The organism is Roseovarius spongiae, from assembly GCF_003651245.1.
Lineage (GTDB): Bacteria > Pseudomonadota > Alphaproteobacteria > Rhodobacterales > Rhodobacteraceae > Roseovarius > Roseovarius spongiae.
In genome coordinates this window covers 244,014-266,705 of the sequence record NZ_RAPE01000004.1, presented here as the reverse complement: position 1 = coordinate 266,705, position 22,692 = coordinate 244,014, and the positions used below count along the sequence as shown (strand labels likewise).

At 63.4% G+C, this 22,692-nt stretch carries 25 protein-coding genes; 9 read left to right on the top strand and 16 right to left on the bottom strand.

What is annotated here, in order from left to right; translation table 11 throughout:
- Positions 1–67: 67 nt before the first annotated feature.
- Complete coding sequence (locus tag D6850_RS14800) at positions 68–358, bottom strand: urease subunit gamma (RefSeq protein ID WP_425452397.1); 291 nt, start codon at positions 356–358, stop codon at positions 68–70.
- A 433-nt stretch (positions 359–791) separates the two neighbouring features.
- On the opposite strand from D6850_RS14800, the gene D6850_RS14795 reads away from it, so the two are divergent.
- The 3 genes from D6850_RS14795 to D6850_RS14785 all read left to right on the top strand — a co-directional run bounded on the left by D6850_RS14795 (position 792) and on the right by D6850_RS14785 (position 2,236).
- Entirely contained in the window at positions 792–1,109 is a 318-nt protein-coding gene (locus D6850_RS14795) for a YjiS-like domain-containing protein (protein ID WP_206019284.1), read from the top strand.
- Positions 1,110–1,216: 107 nt separating this feature from the next.
- Positions 1,217–1,711: a Dps family protein gene (locus tag D6850_RS14790; protein WP_121168336.1), complete on the top strand. Its 495-nt coding sequence runs from the start codon at positions 1,217–1,219 to the stop codon at positions 1,709–1,711.
- Positions 1,712–2,029: 318 nt separating this feature from the next.
- Entirely contained in the window at positions 2,030–2,236 is a 207-nt protein-coding gene (locus D6850_RS14785; RefSeq protein WP_166434084.1) for a DUF3394 domain-containing protein, read from the top strand.
- 62 nt (positions 2,237–2,298) lie between these two features.
- Here D6850_RS14785 and D6850_RS14780 read toward each other — a convergent pair whose 3' ends face one another.
- Positions 2,299–3,738: an MFS transporter gene (locus tag D6850_RS14780; protein ID WP_121168332.1), complete on the bottom strand. Its 1,440-nt coding sequence runs from the start codon at positions 3,736–3,738 to the stop codon at positions 2,299–2,301.
- A 153-nt stretch (positions 3,739–3,891) separates the two neighbouring features.
- Here D6850_RS14780 and D6850_RS19545 point away from each other — a divergent pair, with 153 nt between their 5' ends.
- The gene (locus tag D6850_RS19545) at positions 3,892–4,029 is read left to right on the top strand and encodes a hypothetical protein (protein ID WP_166434083.1); all 138 of its coding nucleotides are present in this window, start codon (positions 3,892–3,894) and stop codon (positions 4,027–4,029) included.
- Between the two features lie 147 nt (positions 4,030–4,176).
- On the opposite strand, the gene D6850_RS14775 is transcribed toward D6850_RS19545, so the two are convergent.
- Entirely contained in the window at positions 4,177–4,752 is a 576-nt protein-coding gene (locus D6850_RS14775; protein WP_121168330.1) for a HupE/UreJ family protein, read from the bottom strand.
- Positions 4,753–5,499: 747 nt separating this feature from the next.
- Between D6850_RS14775 and D6850_RS14770 the strand changes: the two genes are divergently transcribed.
- The 4 genes from D6850_RS14770 to D6850_RS14755 are packed head-to-tail and all read left to right on the top strand — an operon-like array spanning position 5,500 to position 7,524.
- Positions 5,500–6,168: an ImmA/IrrE family metallo-endopeptidase gene (locus tag D6850_RS14770; protein WP_245964204.1), complete on the top strand. Its 669-nt coding sequence runs from the start codon at positions 5,500–5,502 to the stop codon at positions 6,166–6,168.
- A gap of 43 nt (positions 6,169–6,211) precedes the next feature.
- The gene (locus D6850_RS14765) at positions 6,212–6,859 is read left to right on the top strand and encodes a hypothetical protein (protein ID WP_121168326.1); all 648 of its coding nucleotides are present in this window, start codon (positions 6,212–6,214) and stop codon (positions 6,857–6,859) included.
- 28 nt (positions 6,860–6,887) lie between these two features.
- Positions 6,888–7,115, top strand: a complete 228-nt coding sequence (locus D6850_RS14760; RefSeq protein ID WP_121168324.1) for a type II toxin-antitoxin system Phd/YefM family antitoxin — start codon at positions 6,888–6,890, stop codon at positions 7,113–7,115.
- A complete protein-coding gene (locus D6850_RS14755) occupies positions 7,093–7,524 on the top strand; it encodes a type II toxin-antitoxin system YhaV family toxin (protein ID WP_121168322.1) in 432 nt (143 codons plus the stop codon). The genes D6850_RS14760 and D6850_RS14755 overlap by 23 nt, the downstream gene beginning before the upstream one ends.
- A gap of 305 nt (positions 7,525–7,829) precedes the next feature.
- Here the strand turns inward: D6850_RS14755 and htpX are convergent, their stop codons facing one another.
- From htpX to D6850_RS14705, 10 genes are all read right to left on the bottom strand, one after another.
- Positions 7,830–8,708, bottom strand: coding sequence for a protease HtpX (htpX, locus tag D6850_RS14750; RefSeq protein ID WP_121168320.1), 879 nt, complete (start codon positions 8,706–8,708; stop codon positions 7,830–7,832).
- 3 nt (positions 8,709–8,711) lie between these two features.
- Entirely contained in the window at positions 8,712–9,296 is a 585-nt protein-coding gene (locus D6850_RS14745) for a nucleotide exchange factor GrpE (protein WP_121168318.1), read from the bottom strand.
- Between the two features lie 70 nt (positions 9,297–9,366).
- A complete protein-coding gene (locus D6850_RS14740) occupies positions 9,367–10,344 on the bottom strand; it encodes a YfdX family protein (RefSeq protein WP_121168316.1) in 978 nt (325 codons plus the stop codon).
- Positions 10,345–10,451: 107 nt separating this feature from the next.
- Positions 10,452–10,961, bottom strand: coding sequence for an NADH dehydrogenase ubiquinone Fe-S protein 4 (locus D6850_RS14735; protein WP_121168314.1), 510 nt, complete (start codon positions 10,959–10,961; stop codon positions 10,452–10,454).
- A gap of 31 nt (positions 10,962–10,992) precedes the next feature.
- Positions 10,993–11,628, bottom strand: coding sequence for an HdeD family acid-resistance protein (locus tag D6850_RS14730; protein ID WP_121168312.1), 636 nt, complete (start codon positions 11,626–11,628; stop codon positions 10,993–10,995).
- Positions 11,629–11,640: 12 nt separating this feature from the next.
- Positions 11,641–12,813: a flagellar biosynthesis protein FliA gene (locus D6850_RS14725; RefSeq protein ID WP_121168310.1), complete on the bottom strand. Its 1,173-nt coding sequence runs from the start codon at positions 12,811–12,813 to the stop codon at positions 11,641–11,643.
- A 30-nt stretch (positions 12,814–12,843) separates the two neighbouring features.
- Positions 12,844–15,741: an ATP-dependent Clp protease ATP-binding subunit gene (locus D6850_RS14720; RefSeq protein WP_121168308.1), complete on the bottom strand. Its 2,898-nt coding sequence runs from the start codon at positions 15,739–15,741 to the stop codon at positions 12,844–12,846.
- Between the two features lie 113 nt (positions 15,742–15,854).
- Positions 15,855–16,337: an Hsp20/alpha crystallin family protein gene (locus tag D6850_RS14715; protein WP_121168305.1), complete on the bottom strand. Its 483-nt coding sequence runs from the start codon at positions 16,335–16,337 to the stop codon at positions 15,855–15,857.
- Between the two features lie 42 nt (positions 16,338–16,379).
- Entirely contained in the window at positions 16,380–16,784 is a 405-nt protein-coding gene (locus tag D6850_RS14710; protein WP_121168303.1) for an Hsp20/alpha crystallin family protein, read from the bottom strand.
- Positions 16,785–16,805: 21 nt separating this feature from the next.
- A complete protein-coding gene (locus tag D6850_RS14705) occupies positions 16,806–17,246 on the bottom strand; it encodes an Hsp20/alpha crystallin family protein (protein WP_121168301.1) in 441 nt (146 codons plus the stop codon).
- A gap of 362 nt (positions 17,247–17,608) precedes the next feature.
- On the opposite strand from D6850_RS14705, the gene ftsH reads away from it, so the two are divergent.
- The gene (gene ftsH / locus D6850_RS14700; protein ID WP_121168299.1) at positions 17,609–19,438 is read left to right on the top strand and encodes an ATP-dependent zinc metalloprotease FtsH; all 1,830 of its coding nucleotides are present in this window, start codon (positions 17,609–17,611) and stop codon (positions 19,436–19,438) included.
- A 9-nt stretch (positions 19,439–19,447) separates the two neighbouring features.
- On the opposite strand, the gene D6850_RS14695 is transcribed toward ftsH, so the two are convergent.
- The 3 genes from D6850_RS14695 to D6850_RS14690 all read right to left on the bottom strand — a co-directional run bounded on the left by D6850_RS14695 (position 19,448) and on the right by D6850_RS14690 (position 22,283).
- Positions 19,448–20,713, bottom strand: a complete 1,266-nt coding sequence (locus D6850_RS14695) for an MFS transporter (protein ID WP_121168297.1) — start codon at positions 20,711–20,713, stop codon at positions 19,448–19,450.
- 148 nt (positions 20,714–20,861) lie between these two features.
- Positions 20,862–21,086 (bottom strand): hypothetical protein, encoded by a 225-nt coding sequence (locus D6850_RS19320; RefSeq protein WP_147438911.1) that lies wholly within the window; start codon positions 21,084–21,086, stop codon positions 20,862–20,864.
- Positions 21,087–21,662: 576 nt separating this feature from the next.
- Positions 21,663–22,283, bottom strand: coding sequence for a DMT family transporter (locus D6850_RS14690; protein ID WP_121168295.1), 621 nt, complete (start codon positions 22,281–22,283; stop codon positions 21,663–21,665).
- Between the last annotated feature and the right edge of the window lie 409 nt (positions 22,284–22,692).

Sequence of the window (22,692 nt, the reverse complement as noted above, 5' to 3'; positions counted from 1 at the left end):
CCGCGCGCGCTCTCCGACTTGCCGGCGTTATCCGCCGCAAGCTGCGCGAACGGGTTGAGTTTCCGGGTCATCGGATCGGCTCCATCACTGTGACAAGTTTGGTGCCATCGGGGAATGTCGCCTCGACCTGGATCTGCGCGATCATCTCGGGGACACCCTCCATCACGTCCTCGCGGGTCAGCACGTTGCGCCCGGATTCCATCAGGTCAGTTACTGTCTCTCCATCGCGCGCGCCCTCGAGAAGATAGGAGGTCAGCAGCGCCGTCGCCTCGGGAAGATTGAGCTTCAGCCCCCGCTCCTTGCGTTCCAGCGCTAGCTTGCCGGCCGTGTAGACCATGAGCCTTTCCTGCTCGTGCATGCTCAGTAGCATCGGCGTCCTCCTGGATTCTGATGCGTAGCATCGTCATGTTGCCCCAAGACCTGTCTGATGTCACTTGAAATAACGGTCATACAATCGCCGCACGTTCGCAAGTCCGCCGCCGAGCCACCCTCGGGGCATTCTTCTGCCTCCATCGGCGATAGGCTTGAATCCGGTCTCTGCGATCGCCATATCAGAAGCATGACGATGTTCAGCTTTCATAGAAGGTTTCTGCAGGGCGCAGGAAGTCTACTGAACCGCCGGTAACCCCGGGAGGACGGGCCGCAGCGCCTGTTTACGCCTCGGGGCTTTCCGATCCCATCCGGATCACATGAACACAGCGATGACGCATGACGGCGTTGCGGGACGGGCATGTCCGGCACGCGATCACGGTCATCGCTTCGGCGTCAGTCGTCTTCGAACTGGAGGAAAAATGTCTATCTACATTACCCGCGAAATGCTTCACGACACCGCTCACGAAAACGAGCGCGATGATACCGTCGGCCTCATCGGGCAGTTTGGTCGATTCCTCGCGCGCCGGCGGCAACGACGCCGCGCGATCGCCGAACTCGAAGCGATGGACGATATGCTTCTGCGGGATATGGGCATCTACCGGTCCGATATCCGGCGTGTCGTGAATGGCTTCGGTGACCGCGACCTTGGTTTGCCTCCCTCGCCCCGAGCCTCAAGAAAGGGCGAGCGCAGGGGCCCGGCCCCCAACAAGCGCAACCGAGTCGCTATTGCCGCATAGGGTGAACCACCATCCGATCGGTCGGCCCGTTCAAATCCCGAACGGTGTCGTCATTTCGGTCCGTGTCTTGCGCGGCATGGATTAATCGCCTGAAAGAGGAGACATCGATGACAATCTCTACTGAGCAGCCCCAAATCAACGAAAACACGGAACCCCGCATTTCGAACATCGGGTCCGTGGCCGAGGCGCTGAGCGAGGTTTTGGCGGGTACATATCGTCTCGTCCTGAAATCGCACATATACCACTGGAACGTGACGGGTCCCCTATTCGTCTCGATTCACGACATGACGGAAGAGCATTACACCGACATGTTCACCGCCGCAGACGTGCTGGCCGAACGTATCAGAGCCTTGGGCAAACCCGCGCTGATCAGCCCGGCAGATCTGACCGCCGGGCCGGATGCGCGGGACGCGGATGCGAGCCTCAGTGCAGAGGACATGGTCAAAGACCTTTTATCCGACCACGAAAAGCTGGCGGCGCGCATGCGTGCGCTGGTTGAGACCGCTGAGGCCGCCGACGACCCGGTGACAGCGGATCTGGCCACGTCGCGCGCCGATTTTCACGAGAAGAGCGCCTGGATGTTGCGCGCCATTGCAGCGTAAACATATCCGGTCCAAGCGTCCCATTTCCCATCAGCCCCGGCATGAGCCGGGGCTTTTGAATTTATGCGTTATCGGCGGGGGACATCCCTGGGGCTTTGGAGAAATATGCCCGGATCAAGGACATGGCCCAGAATCCACGCGAAACGCCGGCTTCAGTCAGATCTCTGCCCGGCTTGCCTTCGCCAATCCCGCATTGAGTCTCGACGTTCAACGCAGTCGCGCCGTTACGGGTGTCCAGATCCGTGTCGATAGCCTGCGAGCACACCCTCGGGACCGGCAGAAGGTCGAGCCCCGCGCAACCACAGCAAGCCGATCTTCTTGCGTCTGCGCGATCTTGGTGTCGTCGGATCCGTAGGCGATGTCCGCTTCGACAGCCCGGCCCAGAAATGGGGTGTCGATTTCGGCTGGAAAGTGGTTGAGCTGCAGACAACAAACTCCCGAATGGACAAGGAGTGGTTCTTTATTCCTGCCTATCTGGCAATGCTACTGATCATGGGCGCGCAGTGGCGTCGCCGACGGACCTGACCCTCATCATTGTTCTGCGAGCCCGAAGGAAAGGGGCAAGGCTCCGAAATCCGGTCTGTTCGTCAGACTGTCCGATCAGGCTTTTCTTCCTCCCGTGCGGGCTGCTGCCTTCTGTCCCTCAGGTCTTTCAATGCCATAAGCAGCGCCAGGACGACCACGAAGGCGATCAGGCCCAATCCCACGATCATCGCCATCCCCCAGGACGAGACCGACAGCGTGGCGAACACCGCCGCCGTGATCACCGCGATCCCGACCGCCGTGCCGATCCGTTGCCCCGTCTGCATGATCGCTCCCGAACTGCCTGCATAATCAAGCGGCACCTCCGCCAGCGTCAGGGTCTGGTTCGGACTGATGACCGTGCCTTGCGCCACGCCGACGAAGGCCAGTGATCCCATCAGCCACCAGATGCTCAGATGACCGGCTTCGAACAGGATCACGACGACGATGCTGAGCCCCAGACCGAAGAGCGCGACCAGCAACCCGCCGATCACCAGCCGGCGGCCAAGCACGGCAACCCGGCTCCCAGCCCAATGCGCGGCGTAGGCGGACAGAAGGGCAGCCGGGATGCCGAAGGTCGCCGATTGCAGCGCCGTTTTTCCGTCACCCTCCTGAACGTAAAGCGCGACCAGCACCCAGACGCTCGTGATGCCCATGAAATAGAGCGCCATGATGCTTGTGCCGTTGGTATAGCTGCGGGTCGAAAACACCCTGAGATCGACCATCGGGCTGAGCCCCAGCCGGACATAGCGCCGCTCCCACAAAACCCAGAGCCAGGCCAAGAGCAGGCCCAGCGGCGATAGCAACCAGAGCGCGGCGCCGCCTCTGCCTTCCATGAAGGGGAAAAGAAAGGCGAGGACAGCCAGGCCCAGCAGGACTGCGCCTACCGGATCGAGCGAGCGCAGCCCGCTGCCCGTTCGCGGCAGCCGCACGATCAACGGTCGCGGAAACCACAAGAGCCCCAGCACGATCGCAAGGACGCCGATTGGCACGTTGACGAGGAACGTCAGGCGCCAGCCGATGTCAGTCCCGCCCAGCTCGATCAGAACACCGCCCAGAACCGGGCCGACAGCAACCGAAAGACCGACCGTCGTGCCGAAATAGCCAAAGGCCCGCCCCCGCGCGTCTCCGCGGAAATAGTGCTGGATCATCCCCAGCCCCTGCGGGTTCAGAAGGCCCGAACCGATCCCCTGGAGGAAGCGGGCGCCGTTCAGCCATTCCGCGTTCGGCGCCATTCCCGCCGCGACCGAGGCGATGGTGAAGATGGCCACCCCGATCAGGAACAGCCCGCCGCGCCCCATGATGTCGCCGGCACGCCCTGCCGCCACCAGGATCACTCCGAAGGTCAGCGCGTAACCTGACAGGACCCATTGAAGGTCCGCTTCCGAAGCATCGAGGCCGACCCGGATCGAGGGCAGCGCAACGTTCACGATGCTCACGCTGACAAGCGTCATGAAGATTGTGACCAGCAGCACGGATAGGATGCGCCATCGCACCGGATCCATTGTCGGATCGGCGTCAATTCGTCTGCTTGCGTTCACATCTGGTTTCGTTGGCGCCAAACCCGACCTTCCCGTCCCTGCAACCGATGGCTGCTGTAACCTCTGCGCCAATTTTTTGCTACCCGGTCGCAACAACTTGGCGCTATCAGGCGCCCCATGCGCTATCTCGTGGGCGCGGCAGGGGCCCTGATCGGTTTCATCATCGGCGTTGCATGGCTTGGCCTATCGGCAAAACCCGACAGTGTTTCGTTTAGCCCTAAGTTTTACGAGCGTTTGGTGGCTCCGAAACACTGACAAATACCAACTTCATGTCAATTCTCGCCACCCTCGGCCCTACGGCTTTCCGAGAAGGTCCATGACAACTTCGGCTCAGTTCAGATTTGCCCGCGACTTGTTGGAGCGGGTCCGCCGGCGCGCGGGACGGCAGCGAACAGAGTAGGTTCAGCTCCCGACGATCACCCAAAGACCACAAAGTGCTGTGGCCCATCCCATACCTTGAAGAACCTTTGAACCGGCAATGATGCGGCTCGCCGCCAGAGCAACGCCGACACCGACAGCATGAAGAAGCGCCGTGGTGATTGCGAAGCCCGCGCCAAAAGCAAGTGCGCCCGCGGTTCCAAGCTCACCGCCGTGGGCATGACCGTGGAACAGGGCAAACACCCCGACGACGCCAGCGGCAGCCGAGATCGGCAGACGCAGCGAAAGCGCCACCGCCAGACCGAGCGCGAGAACCGAGACAAGGATCATGGGTTCGACCAACGGAAGGCCTATACCGGCGACGGCCGCCATGAACCCGACCATCATCACGCCGACGAAGGACGAGGGGAGCGCCCAGATCGCGCGTCCGCCAAGTGTCGCAGCCCACAGACCGACTGCAAGCATCGCAAGGATATGATCGAGACCGAAAGCCGGATGCGACAGACCGGCGGCGAATGACCCGTGCTCAGCGGGGTTCAGATGCGCGAGTGCGGGGGTACCTGCGATGGACAGTGCTGCGGCGGCAAGAATAGGTTTCATGATCGCTCCTCATCATATGTCTACGGAGGCGTATTCGAGCGGCTTCTCCGCGTTTCAATTACCTGTGGATCAGAATGACCAAATCATGTCTGTGGCGCAACTGTATTAAAAAGCGGTCACCCCGGCGCGCCCTGCAGCGACAAGGTGACCGTCATTTCCACTAAAACCGGTAGATCACGGCGATGTCGGTCTCGGAGGGCATCTGCTCTTGAGCGCTTCGCGCGTCGTTTCGATCTTGGCGAATTCATCGCGCAGGCGTTCCTCGGCATCGGCCTTTGCCCGGGCCCGCATCGTGGTCCAAGCATGGCCGAATACCGGACCTATGTCGATGACCTCGTTGCGACGCTGTCGGACGAGGACGTGTCGGGCAGCGCCAGCGAGGAGTTGCACAGCCTGATCGAATACTGCGGCGGTCGATTGGGACGCCGACGCGCGGCTTCACCGGCTCGAGCTGCGTGGCGTGCTGTTGGAATTTCTGGAAACAACAAAGCCCGCCGGTGCGGCGGGCTTGGCTTCTTGCGAAAGTTCGCTAAAGTTGGTTGCGGGAGCCTGAGACCACCGAAGTCTTAGATGTTAAACGGCTTCAAACTATCACCCCCTGACCATCAGGCTACAAGCCATTGGTTTCCCGATCTAAACTCCAACCGGTCTGGGGGCACGACCGGCGCCGATGGTGACCCCGTCCGGATTTCAGTATCTGCAATAGATTCACTACTTTGTGGTGCATCAAGGTGGGGTCAACCTTTGGTGCCGATTCACAGCGATGCCTGCATTGCCGGCAGGGCCGATGTTGGCCGGGCGATAATTTCGATAGACGAGCGAAGTCTTCCCCGTCGCCAACGGTTTTCCCTGGCGCACGAAATAGGACATTGGGAGTGGCATCGCGGCTATCAGCTCCTGTGTAGCAAGGAAGATATCAGGGGAAGCGGGACAAAACTGAAAGGCCTCTCACGAGAAGCTGCCGCAAACCGTTTTGCCGCGGATTTGCTGATGCCCGGCTTCATGCTCAGGAACGCGATGCGTGACTTCAAGCGCCTCGACATGAAAACCGTGAGAGAACTGGCGGCCCGTTTCGACGTCAGCCTGACTGCGATGGCCTATCGCCTGGTCGAGAGTGATGTGCATCCTTCCCTGCTGGTTGCATACGGCAAAGATGGCCGTCACTGGTTCGTTCGCTCAAAGAGCATCGCGGAGATATGGTTTCCGAAGGATTGCCTCGACCACCAGAGCGGAGCCTATGACATCCTGTTTGGCGGCGCCCCGGATGACCGCTTCATGTCGACCGTCGAGGGCGACACATGGTTCGACGTCGATTGGGCTGACCAGGTCGAATTGGGCGAACAATCCTTCAGAACCCAGGAGAACGAGGTTGTCTCGCTGCTGGTCGCGCGGAGCGACAGGATGATCGCGGACTGACAACCGGCCGCTAACGGAGTATATCCCATCCAGGGAGATGCCCATGCAGTTCATGACACTCATCACGCATTCGGCCGAAGGTGGCGAGACCGCCCTGACCAGCGGGACCAGGAAGGATCTCAGCCTGATCGATCAGGCCCTGGCGAGCAAGGAGAAGAGAGAGCTGGCCGAGGCTGCACTGCACATTGCCGCGCGCATCGTCGAGCAGGCGCATGAGGTTACCTGCGAGGAAACCCCGCTGGACAAGGCGGAGCAAGAGATCCTCGAGCGCTTCGGCATCGATGCGGGCAACGCCATGTCCGACGAGGATTTCTACAAGTCGGCCCCCGTGATGGAAGGGATGACCCGGGAGTCGATAATAACGGCCAAGGCCATCCCGCTTGCCAAGGCGGCGCGCCGTATGGGCGTAAGCGATGCCCGCCTGCGGCAGCGTATCGCGGCAGGCTCCCTGATGGCCGTTCATCGCCCGCACGGGCGAGGCTGGCTGATCCCGACATTCCAGCTCACCGACACAGGAGAGGTGCCGCATCTCGGGCGCACCCTGCTCGCCGCCGGGCGGCCGATCTCCGCCCAGGCCATGGCTCGGCTGTTCCGAACACCGCGAGAAGATCTTGATGGGCATTCGCCACGCGACTGGCTCATCGCGGGGAATGATCCGGCGATCATCGAGCGCATCCTCGGCGCCCTCTGAGCAGGGGAAGGTCTACAAGTTGGCACTGATGCAGATGAACATAGCAGAAGCGAAAGCGAGGTTGTCGGAGCTTGTCGCGGCCGCCGAACGTGGTGAAGATGTGGTAATTACGCGCGGCGGCCAACCGATCGTTCGGCTTGTATTGGCGGGAGCGAAAGTGTCCGTGTTTCGCCTCGGAATCGCCGAAGGAGAAGTAGTAAATATCCCCGATTTCTTTGAACCCATGGCGGAGGATGAAATCGAGACTTGGACGTGAGGCCTGCCCTTATCACCGACGAAAGGGAGCTTGTCGAGAATGCCAATATCAGTGGTCGACCTACCGGAAGAAGGCCCCTTCGAAAATACTGGCGGCCACTGAAAAGCTGACCAAGGAGGTTATTCCAGCGGATCCAGCCTCCTCTGTATTTGACCTGGGCAACACGATTGGGCCGGAACACCGCACCTGGAAGCGGGCGAAGTTCCTTCAGCAGTCCCGCCTCTTCTTCCGCCACGACATGAAGTCCAGGATCATCATCTATGGTAGGGTGAACAACGAGAACACCAAGAGAGCCTACGGCAGCAAGACCGACACCTACAGAGTCTTCCAGAAGCGCCTTGCGGCGGGAGATCCCCCGTCCGACTGGAATGACCTGATCAAGCCGGCCGCGCCGGTCGATCTGCAATGACATCAAGGTCCAGTGGTCCAGAGAGGGCGAGAAGGAGGATTACACGACATCCATGATGAATCGACCTCCCGAGTCCAGGCGGCAATGCAGAAGACGCGAGAAGCGGCTCAGGAACTCGAGCGCGATGCGCTCGCGGTGGTGTGCTGGCTCGACGCAGAATTCCCCGAGCTGAGCGTCAGCCTCGAGGTGCAAAGGCATTACGCATGTGAAGACAGGCCAGGTCAATCTTCGATACAGGAAGGCCTCTCTCGGCTCAGATTGGCTTTGAACACCACACTTGATGCTGCCCGATGGGCAGCGCCCTCTCATCTGCTGAATGCATGCAAGGCGGCGATGCGCGCGTCCAGCGGCGGATGGCTGGCGAAAAGCGCCTGCACGCGGCCGGCGCTGATGGCGAAGGCGCGTATCTCCTCGGGCAGCGGCGGCGCATTCTGCGCCAGCTTCAGCCGCTCCAGCGCGGCGATCATGTTAGCGCGGCCGGCCAGCGCCGCCCCGCCTGCATCGGCGCGGTATTCGCGCCAGCGCGAGAACCACATCACGAGGGCCATTGCCAGAACGCCGAGGACCATTTCCATGATCAGCGACACGATCCAGAAACCGGGGCCATAGCCGCGTTCGATCCGCAGGATAAGCCGATCGAACAGCAACCCCACCAGCCGCGACAGAAAGATCACGAAGGTGTTCACCACACCCTGGATCAGCGCCAGCGTCACCATGTCGCCATTGGCAGCGTGACTGACCTCATGACCCAGCACCGCCTCGACCTCGCCCCGGCTCATGTGCCGCAAGAGGCCGGTACTTACGGCAATCAGCGCGTCGTCGCGGTTCCAGCCGGTGGCGAAGGCATTGGGAGAGGAATGATCGAAGATGCCGACCTCAGGCCGGCCGATCCCGGCGCGGTCGGCCAAGGCATGGACGGTTTCGACCAACCAGCGTTCGGTGGCGTCGCGCGGCCTGGCGATGACATGCACGCCCATCGCCGCCTTCGCCATGATTTTGGAGAGGAAGAGCGAGATCAGCGAGCCGGCGAAACCGATCACTGCGGAGAAGATCAGCAGCGCCGTCAGGTTCAGATCGACGCCGCTCGCCTGCAGCATCCCCTCGATCCCCAGCAGCCGGAACGCCGCCGAGAGGACGATGAGAATCGCGAGGTTGGCACCGAGATAAAGCCCCAGCCGCAGCATCGTTCAGTCCTCCGCCTTTTCCCGCGGCGCCGCGCTGACGGTGACGCGGGCGGGCCGGATCAGGCGCTGGCCAATGGCAAAACCCGGTCGGTGCAGGACGAGCACCTGTCCGGGTTCGGCCCCGTCGGTTTCCTGCATCTGCATGGCCTCGTGCAGGGCCGGGTCGAAGGCGGTTTTTTCCGGCGCGATGGTGCGCACGCCAAGCGCCTTCAGACCCGTCTCAAAGGCCGAGCGGATGTTGCCCAACCCTTCGAGATGCGCGATGATCCGCGGATCTTCGGCATCGGGGCTGTTCCTGGCGGCCTCGATCCCGAGCGCCAGCGCGTCAAACGCGGGAGCCAACGCTTCCACGGCGACCGCGATGCCGTGCTCGCGCCCTTCGATGCGCGCGGCATCGGCCCGCTTGCGCGCGTTCTCCGCCTCCGCCAATGCCCGTTTCCACTTGTCGGTCAGGCGGTCGATTTCCGCCTGCGCGTCGGTCTCGGTCGCTGCGGGTGCCGTGTTTTCGGCCGGTGTGTCGGTCTGATCGGCTGCCTCGTTTTCAGTCGTTGCAACCGATGTCACCTTGTCCTTCTCGCTCTCACCCATCCTCCACTCCTTTCCTCATTGCATCAGGTGGACGGGCGGCACGCCGGCTCCGCGTCCCGCCCTACGGTCCTCAATCGAAGATCCGCTGCTTCAGCCGGATGAAGCTGTCACCGATCCTATCGAAGATGCCGCCGGTGTTCTCCTGGGCGTCGATCTTCTCGTCGAGGTCATCCAGATCCTGGTAGAGTTCCTTGAAGTCGCCCTTTCCGCCATAGCCGAGCGCTTCGGCGATCTTGAGCTGCTCACGGGCGGCTTCGACATATTCGCTGGGCGTCAGCGCTTTCGTTGTCTCCGCGTCGCCGTTTTTTCCGTCATCGTCGGAGGCGGTCTCGCTCGCATCGGTTGCCGTCGTTGTGCTGTGATCTGAACCGAGCGTGTCTTCCGCCGCATCGATCAATAACTGCGCCCGCAGGACGGGAAGCGCGATCGCCTCCTCGGTAATGACCACAGTACTCAGCGCCCTCGCGAGGGTCTGTTTGGCCTTTTCGGTCTCGCCTCTGTCGATCTCGGCCGTCGCCTTCAGGATGGCATCGGGATAGGTCGCAAGCGGCAGGTTCGCCGTCTCGACGACGATCTCGCTCGCGAAATCGCGCATCAGCGGCCGGGCCTGCTGGAGCTTGCCATCGTCGACCAAATCCTCGATTTCCTCTCGGACCTTCCTGATCGCGTCGAGATCGCCCAGCAGATCGCGCTGCACGAGATGGACATCGACCGGGGCCAGGGCGAGGTCGGGATCGCGGGCGACCACGCTTTGCAGCTTGCCGGTCGCGACGGCCAGCGCCTCGAGTGCCGCGTCGCTGTCACCGTCATCGAGCGCCTTCAGCGCCTCTTTCGTCTTGTCGAGCGCGCTTGTCGCGTCCTTGAGAAGAGTCTTGCGCTTCTCGTCGATCTTCGCCGTCGCCTCGTCCTGGACCGGCTCGCTGACGGCGGCATTGGTGTCAGATGTCGGCGGCTGCGCGCTGTCCTGAGCGAATGCCGGTGTCACGGCCAACATCGTTGCCAGTGCCAATGTGCTGACAGTTGTCGTCGGTTTCGTCTGATCGAACATGGCTCGTCTCCTTTCTCCTTTCGTCTTGCTGCGTTCATCGGCCCGGTTGCGGTTAAATGCCGTTCATCGAACGCACGGCCGGGCCGATGCTCCGTGCGCCGCAACGGTCATCGCCGCCCGATCGTCGTTCCGGTCCAGGCCGGCGGATCGGAGGCGGGGAAGGATTCGAGCGAGGCCAGCACCACGGGATCGGTCTCCTCCGTCTCCCGCGCGGGTTTGCGCGACCCGGTCTTCATGCGCGGGACCGGGCCGTCGAGCCGTTCGAGCGGGCGGAAGACCGGCTCGGGCACAACGCGCTTGCTGCTTCCTCCATCGTCGCGGACGATGTAGTTCCAGTCCATTCGCTCCGCGTAGTCCACCGCGCTCTCGCGATTGGGGAAGCTCAGCCGGATCGGACGGTAGGGATCGCGTGTCGCGGTCCAGCCCATGAGCGGCTCGATCTCCGCTGCCTGCGCCGGCTCGAATTCCAGAATCCAGTGCCGCGGGCGCGGTCCCGACTGCATCGCACTGCGCGACGGGCGGTAGATGACCGCCGTCGGCACATCGGGCGAGCGCAGTTCGGTGCCCGGTATTCTCGGCCGGAATGGCGGGCGGTTATGTCCATGTCTGTCGAACATGATGATCTCCTTTTCTTGAGGTCGCGCGGGCTCACGCCGCGCCGCTGGATGTGCCGTCATTCGCGTTCCCCTTCGCCTTGCGAAGCCTGAGACCCAGCAGGATCATGACGATGCCGAAGGTTGCGGCGTAGATCGCCAGCACCCAACCGAGCGCCAACAGGCTTTGCGCTGGATAGGCAAACAGGAACCACACGACGAAAATCCCAAGCAGGACCGAAACGATGCCGCCAAGCGCCAGCCAGACCTCCCCCTCGATCTCCTGGCGCAGCCGGATCGCGGTCACGATCTCGGAAATCCCCGAGAAGATCGACCAGAAGGCGATGCTGGCCCAGAGAAATACCGCCAGCACCAGAGTTGCGACGAACGGCGTGACCAGCACCACGATCCCGGTCAGAATGCCCAGCACGCCGCTGAAGGCGAGCCAACCCCAGCGTTGATCCCGGCGCATGCGGCGCCCGGCGGCGACGAGGCCGAAGACTCCATCGGCGAAGGCGAAGGCGCCGAAGACCAGTGTCAGCGCGAGGATGGCCTCTGCCGGCATCAGCCAGGCGAGAACCGCGATGACAAGCGCGAGAACGCCGCGCAGGATGAAGGCCCACCAGTTCTTCGACAGGCTGCACAGGAAATCTTCCAGGGAGTTTTGCGGGTTTGTGTCTGTCGTGCTCATTTCAAACTCCTTTCAGTGATCGGCGCGCTCGGTCGTCTCTGGCGCGCCACGCGGGCGGCCATCGGCGTGCCCAGTCATTGCGGCGGCAATCCGGTCGCGGTCCTCCAGCGGTTGCGGGATCTGCACCATCCGCGCCGGGGTGTCCGCCAGCGTCACTTCGACGATGTCCGGCGCGTGACCGGCCTCGATCAGGCGCTGGCGCAGGAAGTCGCGTGCGGCCTCGGCGGTGCGTGCTACTTCCTCCGCGGGCAGGTCCAGAAGCACGGCGGCCTGTTCCGCCGTCTCGTCCTCCATGTAGAGCCGCAGGAAGAGCTTGCGCCAGAGTGCGGGCAGATCGGCCAGCGCCCGATGCAACGCCAGCGCCGCCTCGCGTCGCGCCACCCAGGTCTCGGTCTCCTCGCCGTCCTCATCGGCCACGAGATCCTCCAGCATCGGCGCGTCGTCGGGTTGATAGAACTCATGAATCTCCTGATCCGCCTCGGTCGGGTCGCGGGCGGGTTCCTCAGGTGCCTCCTCCAGTCGGGCCGCATCATCGGGGATGGCGCGGCGCGCGGCACGGGCTTCGGACTCGATGGTCCGATAGGCCGTTTGCGTCAGCCAGTCGCCGACCGAAAAGTCGGTGGGCCGCTTCTCGAAGCGGTCGAGCCCGTTCAGGATCGTGGCATCGACGAGACCCCGGACGCTCAGGCGGCCGGCGGGCGCGGCCCCGCTGGCTTCGAGATAGGTCAGCTCGCGCCTGACAATATTGTAGACGTGATCGAGATGATCCTCGATCAGATCGAAATAGAGGGCCCTCCGGTCGGTCTCGACCCGGTCCCGCGCGGGCGGCAGAAGCTGGCCGATCCGTGCCCGCCGCGCCGGCCGTTTCCATTCCGGCGTGCGTTGCAGGCGGGCCAGGTGCCGGTCGAGCCGCCGCCCGAGGGCCGCGAACGCCTCGCGCAGGACCGGTTCGGTCTCGAAACCCTCTCTCTTCGCGGCGATCACGCCAGAGGGCAGCCCGAGCCGAAGGTCGGCCCGGATGCGTTTCTTGCCCCGCGTCTGGGCCACCGCGACCTCCAGCCGCACCAGATCGGGGCGGAACCGCGCAAGCCGTTTTTCCAGCAGCGCCGCCTCGTGCCGGATCACTTCGGGGGCGCGGTGCCTGCCGTGGGAATCGAGATTGCGAAAGGCCGTCATCACGTTCATCTGGCTTCCCTCGTCAACATTCCCGCCGCGTCACGTCGCAGCGTCGGCACCGCCCTTGTCTGCAACCTCTCCGGGCTCGGCCTTCGTATCTGCGGAACCCTCGCCGTCAGGGGAATCGTCCGGCGCGGATGCCGCGCCGTCCTTGTTGCGGCCATCGGTTTTTTCGGCCGCGGCCGCCTCGGCTTGCTTCGTTACCTGATCCTCTTTGGCATCGGGCGCCTCCAGTTTCTCGAAGGTGATCTTCTGCGCCTCGGCTGACCACGCCACACGCACCCGGTCGCCGTCCTCGACCGAGCCCTCCAGCATGGCGCGGGCCAGCCCGGTCTCGAGTTCCGAACGGATCAGGCGGCGCAATTCGCGCGCGCCAAACTCGGGCTTGAAGCCCACGGCGCCGAAGTGATCGGTGACGGACTCGTCGAACTCCAGCTCCACCCCTTGCGTCAGCGCCGTGCGCGCCACGCGCTCCAGTTGCAGCCCGACGATCTCGCGGATCTCCGTCCGGTCCAGCGAGTGGAACACGATGATCTCATCGATCCGGTTGAGGAACTCGGGCCGGAAGTGGTTGCGCAGCACGTCCATCAGGTCGGCATGCTGCTTGGCCTCGTCGAACTCCTTCGTGCCGCGGCTCGAGAGGTTACGCTGGATAATGTCGGAGCCGAGGTTCGATGTAGCGATGATGATCGTGTGGGTGAAATCCACCACGCGCCCCTTGCCGTCGGTCAGGCGGCCATCGTCGAAGACCTGCAACAGGATGTTGTAGACATCGCCATGCGCCTTCTCGATCTCGTCCAGCAGCACCACCGAATAGGGCCGCCGGCGCACGCGCTCAGTCAACTGCCCGCCCTCGTCATAGCCCACGTAACCCGGCGGCGCGCCGACCAGCCGCGCGACGGTGTGACGCTCGGCATATTCCGACATGTCGATGCGGATCATCGCGTCCTCGTCGCCATAGACGGTCTCGGCCAGTGCCTTGGCCAGTTCCGTCTTGCCGACGCCGGTCGGGCCGAGGAAGAGGAAGGTCGCGGTCGGCGCCGGGCCTTCGCGCAGCCCGGCGCGTGCCAGGCGCACGGCGTCGGCCACCGAATTGATGGCCTCGTTCTGGCCAATGACGCGCTCGTGCAGGCGGTCCTCCAGCTTCAGAAGATTCTCGCGCTCCTCGCTGGTGAGATCCGTCACCGGGATGCCGGTGAGTTTGGAGACGATCTGCGCGATATGATCGGTGCGCACCTCGGCGCTGGCCGAGGCACGGTCGCGTTTCCAGGTTTCCAGCAGCGCGTCCAGTTCGGTCTGCTTTTCCTCCAGTTCCGCCTTCAACTCGGCGGCGCGGTCGAACTGCTTGCGCGCCGCGGCATAATCCTGCTCGCGCTGAATTTGCTTCACCTCAGCTTCCAATTCCTGCACGTCGACGGGCCGCGCCGTGGCGCTGATCTTGACCCGGGCCGCCGCCTGGTCGATCAGGTCGATGGCCTTGTCGGGCATGAAGCGGCCCGAAATGTAGCGGTCGGACAGCTCGGCAGCCGCGACGATGGCCTCGTCCGTGATCGTGACCTTGTGATGCGACTCCAAGGTGTCGCGCAGGCCCCGCAATATCATGATGGTCTGCGCCACCGTGGGTTCATCCACATAGACCGGCTGGAACCGCCGCTCCAAAGCTGCGTCCTTCTCGATATGTTTCTGGTATTCGTTGAGCGTGGTCGCGCCGATCAGGTTCAGCTCGCCGCGTGCCATTGCAGGCTTGAAGGTGTTGGCCACGTCCAGCCCGCCTTCGCCGCCGCCCTGGCCGGCGCCCATGATCGTGTGAAGCTCGTCGATGAACAGGACAAGCTCGTCCTTGTTGGCCTCGATCTCTTTCAGCACCTTCTGGATGCGTTCCTCGAATTCGCCACGATACTTGGACCCGGCGACCATCGAGTTGATGTTGAGTTCCATCAGCCGCTTGTCGCGCAGCGCCTCGGGCACCTCGCCCGCGACGATGCGCTGCGCCAGCCCCTCGATGATCGCGGTCTTGCCGACGCCCGGCTCGCCGATCAGGACGGGGTTGTTCTTCTTGCGCCGCGCCAGGACCTCGATCGTGGTCTCGATCTCGCGGGCGCGCCCGATGACAGGGTCGAGCTTGCCCTCGCGGGCCAGTTTCGTCAGATCGCGCGAAAACTCGTCCAGATCCGGCGTGTTCGAAGGCGTCTCGACGCGGCCTTCCTCGGCCCCGCGGCCGACCACCTTGGTGACCTGTTGGCGCAGGGCTTGCGGCGTCAGGCCATACTTGCGCAGGATGTCGGCGGCCAGCCCTTCGCCCTCCTCGGCCAGCCCGATCAGCAGGTGTTCGGGTCCGACATAGGAATGGCCCAGCTCGTTCGAGGCGATGAAGGCGCGGTTGAGCGCGTCCTTGAGGCGCGGGGACACGCCGATCTCGCCGCCTTCCTTGATCTCTCCGCGCGGAGCTTCCTTGTCGATCTGGCGGCGCAGATCGTCGATGTCGATCTTGAACTGCTCCAGCAGCGTCTTCACCACGTCGCTGTCGCTCAGCGCGAAGAGCAGGTGTTCGGTATCTACCTCCGAGCGGCCTAACTCGCCCGCCTTCGTTGCTGCCTCCTGCAGCAGCCTGTTGCCCTGTTCGCTGAGGCGATCCGCGATGCTGGCCCCGCCCTGGCCACGACGCGAGCCGCGATTGACGGGGATGCGCTGGCCTTCGCCGTCGTCACCAATGCGCCGACCCATGCCCCCAAAGGGGCTGTCGCCGAAGAATTCATCGAAGAGAGATCCACCACCGAAGAGCGATTCCAACGGAGACCCGGAACGCCTCTGCTGCCGTGCCAGCTTGCGGTAATCCTCGTCACAAAGCTCCATCAACTGGCGTTCACCATTGACCGAGACCTGCGCCCGGAATGACGCCGGGCGGCGCTTGCAGATATCACAGATTCCGTTTGCCATTGTCGTCTCCTCCTACGGGTGGTGTCAGGGTCATTATGAAATTGACTAATAAATGAGGGCTTTGTTCCCGCCCTCGGGGGATGGGGGGCACGGACCTTTCGACCCGTGCTGGATCAGCCGGATTTCACGTCGATCCGCTTGACGCGCGCCTTGGCCTCTTCGGTCTTGGGCAAAGTGACGGTCAGCACGCCGCGCTTGAACTCGGCCTCTGCCTTTTCAGGGTCGACGCCCGGCGGTACCGGGATCATCCGGTGGAAGCTGCGCCGCGACTGCGAAGAAAAACCGTCCTTGTCGGTCTTCTCCTCGCGCTCGCCGCGGATCGTCAACATGTCGTCGGTGACGTTCACCTCGATGTCCTTCTCGTCGAGCCCCGGCAGGTCGACCGAAACCAGCATCGCCTCGTCGGTTTCCGAGATGTCGGTGCGCGGGCCGCCCGTGGTGAGGCTGCCGAAGGGATTGTCGAACCGGCCCCAGAAATCCTCGAAGACGCGGTTCAGGTCGCGCTGGAGCGACATCATCGGGTTTTCATCTGCATCCTGTCGGGCCGGCATGCGGTCGCGGCCCCGGCCCCAGGGAATGAGATCGCTGAATGCCATGGTTGTTCCTCCTTTCGCTACACTCTTTCGGTCGCAGCCGCCTCAGGCGGCCTTGACCTTGATCTGCTTCGGTTTGGCGGCCTCGCTCTTCTTCAGGGTGAGAGTCAGCACACCATCGCGGTGGCTGGCCTCGATGCCGTCCGCGTCGATCGTGTCGGGCAGGCTGAAGGCCCGCTCGAAGGTGCCGGGGGCGTATTCGGCATATATCCGGCGATAGCCCTCGGGCACCGGCGCCTGGATCACTCCCCGCACCGTCAACGCACGGTTCTCGACCGAGACATCGACGGTATCCGGCGCCACGCCGGGCATGTCGATGACCAGCGTCACCGCGTCATCCTTCTCGAAGATGTCGGTCGCCGGGCGATAGACCGGCCCGCTCATCGCGCGCTCATCACGCTCGCCGGTGCGGGCGACGTCGCCGCCAGTGGTTTTCAATTCCTGTGCCATGTCTTTCCTCCTTTCCGTTGATCAGGCCGCCTTGACCGAGATCTTGCGCGGCCGTTCGGCATCGGGACGGCCCATCTCGATCTCGAGAATGCCGTTCTTCGCTCGGGCCTCGACCTTGTCGGGATCGACGCGCAGCGGCAGGCGGATCGAACGCGAGAATTCGCCCGCCGGGCGCTCGCGGCGATGCCAGGCGGCATCCTCGTCGTCAGTCGAGGGGTTGCGTTTGCCGGCGATGATCAGGGTGTTCTCGCGCACCGTCAGGCCGATGTCGTCGGTGGTCACGCCTGGCATCTCGGCGGTGACCACAACGCTGTCATCGCCCAACCACATGTTGACCGGCGGCCAGGCGCCGTCGCTGGCGGTGCGCGGGGAACCTTCGAACATGCGGTTCATCTGCGACTGCAACTGGCGCAGTTCCGCGAAGGGATCCCACTGGGTTCCTGGATATCCGATATTCAGCATTGTCTCCTCCTTCGGTGTTCATCCCGTGTGATGCCGCGCGCCCGCCGGATGCTGCGGACGCCCGGCGCTTGCGGGATTGTCGCGAAAGAAGGAGAATGGATCGGAGACGATCCGGCACGAAGACGCATGGCGACCACGTGTGTCGATACGCAAGGCCAGACACTGCGCCTTGCGGCCGATGACGGGACGATGCGCTGACTTGCACATGCATCACGATTTCGCCACCATCTTCGGGACCCTCTTAGCGGCATCCCGCGTCAATGAGCTGGGAACACTCCATTTTCTTGTCAAGAGGGGGGCGTCAATTTATTGTCGAGTGAGATGCGGGAAGGCGAACTTGCAACCGGAAAAGGAGAGCGCCAATGGACAAGAAGACGCAGATCAACATCTGGTACATCTTTCTTGCCGTCTTCGGCGTCGTGCTGCTGCGCGATCTCTGGGTCGAGAGCCAGACCATCGAAGCGATCCCCTACAGCCAGTTCGAGACCTATCTCTATCAGGGCCAGATCGAGGAGGTCGTGGTCGGCAGCAGTACAATCCGCGGCACCTTCAAGACCCCGCAGGACGGCAAGACCGGTTTCGTCACCACCACCGTGCCACCCGATATGGCAGCGCGGCTGGAGGGTCATGACGCCACCTTCACCGGCGCGGTCGAGAACACGTGGTTCACGACGCTGCTCTCGTGGGTGCTGCCAGCGCTGATCTTCGTCGGCATCTGGATCTTCTTCATCCGCAGGTTCGCCGAAAAGCAGGGCATGGGCGGCTTTATGTCGATCGGCAAGAGCAAGGCGAAAATCTATGTCGAGAGCGACACCAGGGTCAGTTTCGACGATGTGGCGGGAGTCGACGAGGCCAAGCAGGAGCTGGAAGAGGTCGTCGAGTTCCTGAAGGATCCCGAACATTACGGCGGGCTCGGTGCTTGCATGCCCAAGGGCGTGCTGCTGGTCGGCCCGCCCGGCACCGGCAAGACACTGCTGGCCCGCGCCGTGGCGGGCGAGGCGGGCGTGCCGTTCTATTCGATCTCGGGCTCGGAATTCGTCGAGATGTTCGTCGGCGTGGGCGCCGCGCGGGTGCGCGACCTGTTCGAGCAGGCGCGCAAGGCCGCGCCCGCGATCATCTTCGTCGACGAACTCGACGCCCTGGGGCGCTCGCGCAGCGCCGGACAGCAGCCGGGCGGCCATGACGAGCGCGAGCAGACGCTGAACCAGCTTCTGACCGAGCTGGACGGCTTCGACCCGTCCGAGGGCGTGGTGCTGCTGGCCGCCACCAACCGGCCCGAAATCCTCGATCCCGCGCTGTTGCGCGCCGGCCGCTTCGATCGGCAGGTGCTGGTGGACCGCCCCGATCGCGCCGGGCGGGTGCAGATCCTCAAGGTCCACATGAAAAAGATCAAACTGGCCGAGGGCGTCGATCCCGACCAGATCGCCGCACTCACCACCGGGTTTTCCGGCGCGGACCTCGCCAACCTGGTCAACGAGGCGGCGCTGATGGCGACGCGGCGCAAGGCGCAAAAGGTCGAGATGCAGGATTTCACCCAAGCGGTCGAGCGCATCGTCGCGGGGCTGGAGAAGAAGAACCGCCGCCTGAACCCGCGCGAGCGCGAGATCGTGGCGCACCACGAGATGGGCCACGCCATCGTCGGCATGGCGCTGCCGGGCGTCGACGAGGTGCACAAGGTGTCGATCATCCCGCGCGGGATCGGCGCGCTCGGCTACACGATCCAGCGCCCCACCGAGGATCGCTACCTGATGACCCGCGAGGAGCTGGAGAACAAGATCGCCGTCCTGCTGGGCGGGCGCGCGGCGGAAAAGATCATCTACGGGCATCTTTCGACCGGTGCCTCGGACGATCTGGCGCGCGCGACCGACATCGCGCGCTCGATGGTGGCGCGCTATGGCATGGACGAGGATCTGGGCCATGTCAGCTACGACAGCGACCGGCCCACCTTCCTCGGCCAGACAGAGCAGGGCTCCTGGCTCAACCGCCGCTACAGCGACGCCACCGCCGAGCGCATGGACCACGCGGTGAAGGAGGTGATCGACACGATCTTCGACCGCACGGTCGCATTGCTGGAAGACAACCGCGCCCTGCTGGAAAAGAGCGCCGCCGACCTGCTGGAGCGCGAGACGCTGGAAGACGCCGACCTCAAACACATCAAGGCCGAGGTGGTGCGGCCGGCAGAGGCGGCCTGACGAACGGCTTCAGCGCGGGGCGGCCTCGTCCTCGGCGCGGTCGGGGCCATGCTCATGCAGGGGCAGGACGGCATGACTGGTGCTGGGTGTGGCCACATAGCTCTGCTTGGCGCGGGCATTGGTCTTTTCCCGCTGCCGGATGCGCAAGGCATCGAAGCCGGCGAAGAGGCCCAGCACCATGGCGATGAAGAGAAACAGCCCGGCGGGTCCGACCTGTCCCATGACCAGACTGGCCGAGAAGGGTCCGACGGCCGACCCCACACCGTAGACCAGCACGAAGGCGCTTGCCGCCGCGATCAGTTCGCTCTCCTCGATGCGGTCGTTCACCTCGGCCAGGCAGATCGAGTACAGCGGCATCAAGGTTCCGCCGAGAAGGAAAGCGAGGAGGATCACGGAAAACTCGCTTTCCGCCCCCAGTTGTCCGGCGAACAGCAGTGACACCACGAGACCCGCGACGCTGCTTCCGAAGATAATGAGGCGGCGATCCATCAGGTCCGACAGCCAGCCCAGGGGCCACTGGAACACCAACGCGCCGACCAGGGCCGCCGACAGGATCATCCCGGTTCGCGCGTCGCTGAACCCGGATTGCTGGCTGGCCACCGGCCCCATGCCGAAGAACGCCCCGACCGCCATCCCCATCACGAAGGCGCCGGTCAGCGCCATGGGCGAGATCGCCAGCAGGCGCCGGATGCCGACGCGCGTGGCCAGCACGACGCCCGGATCGCCCGCGCGGCTGAGCGTGATCGGCACCAGCGCCAGCGAGAGGCAGATCGACACCACCGCGAACAGCGCGAACCCCGACACCGGCGCCAGCCCCACCATCGGCTGGCTGACCGCCCAGGCCGCGTACATGACGATCGAGTAGATCGCGAGGACGCGCCCCCGCCAGCTTGGCTCGGCCGATGCGTTCAGCCAGCTTTCCACCACGATGATCATCCCCGCGTAGCACGCGCCCTGCATCACCCGAAGCAGGATCCAGACCGCGGGCGAGACGAAGAGCGCGAAGCAGAGCGCAACGGCCGAGGCGGCCGAGGCGAAGGCCGCGAAGGCACGGATATGCCCGACCTGCTGGATCACGCGCGGCGCATGAACGGAGGCAAGCACGAAGCCCACGAAATAGGCGGACATCATCACGCCCACCGTTTCCTCCGCATAGCTTTCGACACCGGCCCGCAGGCCAATCAGCGTCTGTTGCAGACCATTGCCGAGAACCAGGAACGCGACGCTGGCAAGTAGCGAAAGATATCGTATGCGCGCCGCGCTTGCCGCCTTCACCGGTTTTTCTCCATTGTTGCAGTGCCCGCGATGGATAAAGAAAGCCTTCGATAAGAATCATGTCAACCAAGCGATGGCCGCCTGGGCTGCTCTTCGTTGAAAGGCGTGCGCCACTTGAAATTTCTCTGGCCAGAACCTCGGATGATTTTCAATTCCATAACGAGAGCTGGTAAATCAGGGTCTCAACCAACGACGGGCTGACATTCCAATCGCGAATCAACGCCCACGGATCAAGCTTGATAGGTTTTGATTCGCTCGGAATGCCGCTGTGAGAGCAGTTTGAGGTGGCAGTCGCGATACCTTCGAGATCTGCGCGAAAAATTTTCTGCGGGAAGACGCCGGCGCGATAATGCCTGGCCAAGCACAGCCGCATGCTGGATCAAACCAGTCCGAGGAGGCCAATTATCCAGTTTTCCGCCCTCATGAAGTTTCGGGAGCCTGCTCCAACACTACATATGCCTCTGAGGGCACCTTAGAATCAACATATAGATAAATATCCCAATTTCTGACTATCGTCCGAATGGCAGATCGAGAAGATCATAAAGCCAGGCAATGCGATCATGGGTTGCTTGTTTGTGCAAAAGATTTTCCTTCTATATGCGAAATGCATATCGAGTTTGGCGACTGGAAACAGCACAGATAATAGTGCCTGCGGATTGGGTGACCCTGTCATATCCCCTCATCATTGTTCGCGTCAGATGCAGGCGGGTGTGGCACGCCGCTTACTGGTAGGCAGTCCACGTGTCCAGAGGACTATAGCAGGCACGTAGGCCTTAAACTCGGCCCCTGCCGATGGCGCTTTTCCTCTCCGTGGATTGTTCGCCGCCTATTCGGCTACGAAGCCCTCGCGACAATCCGCTTTGCGCCTGACAATCCGGCAAAATCCTCCCTGTGATTGGCCTGATCCATGATGGCCCGCTGGAGCCGATCCAGCAGTGAGCCGGCACGATCACACCGTCTTCGGCCGGCTCCGCACCGTCGTCAGCGCCACCCCCGCCAACACCACGCAGGCCGCGAGGACCAGGCGCGAGGTCACCGCCTCGTCCAGAAACACGGCGCCGCCGGCAACCGCAATCACCGGCACAGAGAGCTGAGCCACCGACGCCGTCGAGGCATCGATGCGTGGCAGCACCGAATACCACAGCGCATACCCCAGCCCCGAGGCGCCCATCCCCGACAAAAGCCCGTAAACAACGCCCATGGGCTGTACCGCGGGGCCGGCTGGTACGATCAGAACAGCGGTGAACCCGAAAGGTGCCGCCAGCAAGAACTTTGCTGCTGTCGCGCTCAGCGGCTCGGTCACGCGCTTGCCGATCAGGGAATAGACGCCCCACCCGAACCCTGCCGCCACCATCGACGCGGCGCCACCCGGCGCCGGGGCGACGCCGGCCGGGCTGACCAACCAAATCAACCCGGCGAACGCCAGCCCCACGCCTCCCCAGCGGCGCAGGGCAGGACGCTCTCCCCGGGCGACCGCGCCGCAGAACATCGTCACTTGCACGCACCCAAACAGCACCAGCGTACCAAGCCCGGCACCGAGGCTGAGATAGGCGAAGGAAAAGCCGATCACATAGAGAGCTAAGGCGCCGACACTTGCCCAGCTTGCCTCGCAAAATTCCAGAGACGTCCCTGCCGCCACCACATGAGCAAAGCGAGCGCCACGGCGCCGGAGGCAAGGCGGATCCCCGCAGGCGCGAGGGAGCCTGATGCGGACGATGGACAACCCGGAGCGGATCGGGTCTATCCCCGCAGGCGCGGGGGAGCCCATTCGATACGTCATGCGCGCACAACGGGATTGGGTCTATCCCCGCAGGCGCGGGGGAGCCCTGGTATAACACCGGCAAGCCGGTTTCAAAGGGGGTCTATCCCCGCAGGCGCGGGGGAGCCGTATTGCTCGAAGTTGGCGGCTTCGATGATGAGGGCGGGAGACGGTCTGCAAACACCTATGAAAACAAAGGGAAATTTCCTCCGAGTCCGGT